The sequence below is a fragment of the Aquabacterium sp. UBA2148 genome, assembly GCF_002328915.1.
In the GTDB taxonomy this organism is placed as follows: Bacteria; Pseudomonadota; Gammaproteobacteria; order Burkholderiales; family Burkholderiaceae_C; genus Aquabacterium; species Aquabacterium parvum.
The window spans coordinates 1-3119 of the sequence record NZ_DCXA01000100.1 but is presented as its reverse complement, the minus strand read 5'-3'; the positions used below and the strand labels follow the sequence as shown (position 1 = coordinate 3119).

Sequence of the window (3119 nt, the reverse complement as noted above, 5' to 3'; positions counted from 1 at the left end):
CGGCGTTGGCCAGGCGGCGCTCGACGGCGGCCAACTTCTTGCGAACGCCCTCGAGCAACTGCTCGTTGGACGACGAGCTCATGACCGCGTCGCTCAGGCAAAGGGTCAGGTAGTTGACCGTCAGGTCGTCGAGCTGCTCCACCTCGGCTGGCGACAGCCGGGTGCTGGCGTCGCCCGCCGTGCGGTAGAGCGACTGCACCCGGTTCCACATCGTCTGGTATTGCGAGAGGTAGCGCGAGCCGCCGTGGATGTCGATCTCCCGCAGCAGCCGCTGACGGCGATCTTCGCGCGCCGTCACCCGTGATCGGCGGTTCACCGCCTGCTGGAACGAAGGCAGACCCGGCACCACCGCCAGGCCCAGGACCTCGATGGCCGCGAGGGCCAGACCGCCGAGGATCAGCGCGTCGCCGCCCCAGGGAAAGGACAGCATCACCGACACGCCGGCAACGCCAGCGGCCACCAGCTGGTTCCTGGGGTGCTTGAGGAATTCCAGCCAGTAACGAGGTTGGTCGCTCACACGCTCACCCGCAAGGAACCACGCCCCCCGCTGGCGCGCAGGTGGCCGACGACGCGGTCATGCCATTCGCGCACCTCGGCGCCCATCAGCCATTCGCTGCTGCGAGGCTGGAGCTTGGGGATCTGGAAGTCGTCGATGATTTTGGCCGGTTGCGTCGACAACACGATGACCCGGTCACCCAGCAGCAAGGCCTCGGTGACATCGTGGGTCACGAAGACGATCAGGCAGGGGTGGGCCTGGTGCAGCCTGACCAGCAGGGTCTGCATGGCCGAGCGGGTTTGGGCATCGAGGGCACCAAAGGGCTCGTCCATCAGCAAGACCTTGGGGCGAAGCACCAGGGCCCGGGCCAGGGCCACGCGCTGGTTCTGCCCGCCCGACAGCTGCGAGGGGTACTGGTCGCGCTTGTCGCTCAGGCCCACCTCTTCCAGCATGGCGTCCACGCGGGCTTCGGCCTCCTGGCGGCTGACCCGGCGCTTCCACTCATGGAACTGGAACGGGTAGAGCACGTTCTCGCGCACCGTCAGGTCAGGCCGGTTGTTGTAGTGCTGGAAGACCATCACGGTGTCCGGGTGCGCGTCTTCGCACAAGGCACCTTCGATCTTGATCTGGCCTGAAGAAGGGGTCTTGACGTTCCAGGGGCGCACACCACCCAGCATCTTCAGCAGCGTGGACTTGCCGCAGCCCGAAGGCCCCAGCAGCATGTTGATGCCGGGGCGCTCGAACCTGAGGCTGACGTTGTCGAGCACGCACAGCGTCGAGCCATCGGGTTGCGCGTAGTTCTGAACGATGTCGATGGCCTCGACCATGGGCGGCGGCAGCTTGGCCGTTGCAGTGGGGGCGTTCACGCTTTGGTCTCCCACTTGAACATGCTGGTCTTGAGCCACATCAGCAGCTGGTAGGTGGCCAGCGCCACCCCGATGATCACGATGATGCCGGCGAAGACCTGGTCCATCGCGCTCAGGCGCCGGGCGTTGGCGATCAACTGTCCCAGGCCCTCCTGCGCGTTCACGTACTCGGCCACGGTGATGTAGGTCCAGCTGACCGACACGCCCACGATGACCGCGTCCATGATGCGGGGCATGGCCAGGGGCAGCAGCACCTTGGTCACGCATTCCCACGGCGTGGCGCCGATGTCCCGCGCGCTCGTGAGGTAGCCCTCGGGAACGGCGCGCACCGCGTCCCGCACCAGGGGCGTCAGGTAGACGATCGAGCCCACGAACAGGAAGGCGATCTTCATGAATTCACCGATGCCGAACCACATCACCATGATGGGCAACAGGGCAGCCACCGGGGCCGAGCGGAAGGGGTCGATCAATGGAGACAGCACGGCGTTGATGCGCGGCGACGCGCCCATCAACACCCCCAGCGGGATGCCGATCAGCATCACCAGCGCGGAGGCCACCGCCACGCGTCCGACGGACCACATCGTGGCCACGCCCAGCTGGCTGCGGCCTTCGTACCAGGCCAGGTAGGCGAAGGCTTCGCCCACGGCCATCGGAGAAGGCAGCTGGTTCTTGCTGAGCAGGCCCGAGGCCGACACCGCTGCCCAAACGAGCAGCACGGTCAGCACCGAGGCGAGCGCGAGCCAGCGTTGTTGCGCCCGGGGCAGGCGCAGGTAGGGGTTCCAGAAATCGTTCACTTCGCGAACACGGCCAAGCGAGTGGAGCGATTCAGGGCACGGCACTCGTCGAGGTTCATGCCGGCTGAGCCAGGGTTGGCCTCGTCACACAGCGGGCGCGTGGGGCCAAAGCCCACGACGCGCAACCGTGCCTTGGGGATCTCCCATTGCTTTTCCAGGTACTCCGCCACGGCCTTGGCGCGCGCCATCGAGAGGGCCTGGTTGGTGTTGGCCGAACCGACGCTGTCGGTGTTGCCGCTGAGCTCGAAGTAAGCGCTGCCGTTGTTCTCGATGAAGGGGATCATCTCGGTGTCGATGACACGTTGCGCGCGCTTGGTCAACTCGCTGGAGCCGGAGCTGAAGTTGACGGCCACCGGCTTGGTGACCGCAGCCGGGCTGGCCATGGCACTGGCGCGGCCCGTGTCCGTGAACTCGGCCTGGGGCTTGGCGGCCTCGACCTTGGCCGCCGTGTCCTTGGCCAGCGCAGCCTTGATGAAGCGCAGGTCAAAGCTCTCCTGGGCGGGGATCACCGGGGAGTTGGGGTTGGCCAGGGCGCCGGCGCCGCGGTAGATCTGGTCGAAGCGCGCGTAGACGCGCTCGTAGTGGTTCACGCCACCGACCAGGCCCAGCACGCGGGCGTTGTCGGACAGGTCGGTCCAGACGACGTTGCCGAACAACTGCTTGAGGAAGGGCTTGCCTTCGGTGCCGGCCAGCACCTTGAAGAACTCCATCGAATTGATGAGGCCTTCAACGGCTTGATCGGGGTTGGCCTTCGCCACCTTCACGCCTTGCAGCCAGCCATCGACGAATTTCTGAAAGACCGCTTCGTTCTCGGGCTTCTTGAGCTCGCGCTGATCGCACACGATCACGTCGTAGATCAGGTTGGTGGCCGTCTTGGTCGAATACACGACGTGGGCGCCCTTGACGTCGCGCAGGGCCAGCGACAGGTCAGGGTCCCACAGGACGGCGGCGTCCACGTCGCCC

The 3119-nt window shown here is 66.2% G+C and carries 3 protein-coding genes and 1 pseudogene; all 4 read right to left on the bottom strand.

Annotated elements, in window-relative coordinates; translation table 11 throughout:
• Positions 1-517 (bottom strand): annotated as a pseudogene (locus tag B2W70_RS05415) (hypothetical protein); the annotation flags it as partial.
• Positions 514-1362: an ABC transporter ATP-binding protein gene (locus B2W70_RS05410; RefSeq protein ID WP_286743636.1), complete on the bottom strand. Its 849-nt coding sequence runs from the start codon at positions 1360-1362 to the stop codon at positions 514-516. The pseudogene B2W70_RS05415 and the gene B2W70_RS05410, both read right to left, overlap by 4 nt.
• The gene (locus B2W70_RS05405) at positions 1359-2156 is read right to left on the bottom strand and encodes an ABC transporter permease (RefSeq protein ID WP_286743635.1); all 798 of its coding nucleotides are present in this window, start codon (positions 2154-2156) and stop codon (positions 1359-1361) included. Before B2W70_RS05405 ends, B2W70_RS05410 begins: the two co-directional genes overlap by 4 nt.
• A partial coding sequence (locus B2W70_RS05400) for a phosphate ABC transporter substrate-binding/OmpA family protein (protein ID WP_286743633.1) occupies positions 2153-3119 on the bottom strand: 967 nt, incomplete at its 5' end. The genes B2W70_RS05405 and B2W70_RS05400, both read right to left, overlap by 4 nt.